Genomic DNA, 910 nt, shown 5'->3' with positions numbered 1-910 from the left:
GAATACGATAGCGCGAGTTGCCGGCGCAGCCCGTCCGTCATCTGGTCAACCGAGCCTCTCCTCCTCGTGAGCGCGTGGCAGATTTGTTTGCTTCGGCGGCGTGATTGCCGCCGCAGAGAGTTTTAACGGTTAGTTCGTGTGCACTGCCAATCTTCGGCCCTGTCATCCAAGACGGCGCCAAGGGAACGTCTTCGATCACACCCACCCTGCGTGCCCAGGTCGCAAACGCCTTGTGCGCGGCCTCGACCGACTTGCGACCATCATACGCCGAGTAGCATGTATCACAGGCCGCTCCGTGGAGAAGGCCACGCCTTTCGACCGGCCATTCTTCCAGAAATTCTATGGCATCCATGACGCAACCGATCTTTTTGAGGACGAAACTGTCATCTCGCACGAAAATCGGCTGTTTGAACGTAGCGCTCTCCATCGTGACCTCCCTTCAAGCCCTAAAGCGGCGCTTGTGTCTCTTCGGGTGACGCAGGATGATTCCTCGGCAAAACATGCCGGTCTGCGTGACGCCTTCGGCACAGAGAGGATATTGGAAATGGCTCTTTTCAGTTCAAGAGAGAATTGGCCGGCCGAGCCCAGCAGCCTCTTGGCAATTGGCACCTCATCCCGCTGCCAGCGCGTCTGTCCGCGAGGCCCTCGGCCCACCAACCTGCACGTCGGCGATCTTGCCGTCGCGTAGCAAGGCCTCTAACCGGCGTAGCAGTGTAGATTGACTGGAAGAGCATCAGCGCAGCGAAGGCGGCGTTGTGTTTTCCTTTACTCATGTCCATTGCGGCCACTCCACACAGCGCGGGATGTAGTCGTCAAACCGGAGGGCATCAATTCTGGCACGTCAACGCCTTCATCGCCGCCGGCATCGTCTCGCGAAAAAAAGAGCGGGCCCGGAAGAGTCGGACCCGCC

At 59.0% G+C, this 910-nt stretch carries 2 protein-coding genes; one reads left to right on the top strand and one right to left on the bottom strand.

The window, feature by feature from the left end; genetic code table 11:
* Positions 1–37 precede the first annotated feature (37 nt).
* Positions 38–352: a DUF982 domain-containing protein gene (locus tag EOA22_RS35375; RefSeq protein ID WP_244514481.1), complete on the bottom strand. Its 315-nt coding sequence runs from the start codon at positions 350–352 to the stop codon at positions 38–40.
* On the opposite strand from EOA22_RS35375, the gene EOA22_RS39405 reads away from it, so the two are divergent.
* A complete protein-coding gene (locus EOA22_RS39405; protein WP_244514484.1) occupies positions 296–688 on the top strand; it encodes a hypothetical protein in 393 nt (130 codons plus the stop codon). The genes EOA22_RS35375 and EOA22_RS39405 overlap by 57 nt on opposite strands.
* The last annotated feature ends 222 nt before the right edge of the window (positions 689–910 follow it).

This window comes from Mesorhizobium sp. M7A.F.Ca.US.014.04.1.1 (assembly GCF_003998745.1).
Lineage (GTDB): Bacteria > Pseudomonadota > Alphaproteobacteria > Rhizobiales > Rhizobiaceae > Mesorhizobium > Mesorhizobium ciceri.
This window is presented reverse-complemented; position numbering and strand designations above follow the sequence as displayed.

Excerpts from the sequence above, each read along its gene's own strand:
- EOA22_RS35375 (WP_244514481.1), bottom strand. The coding sequence starts at position 352 with ATGGATGCCATAGAATTTCTGGAAGAATGGCCGGTCGAAAGGCGTGGC.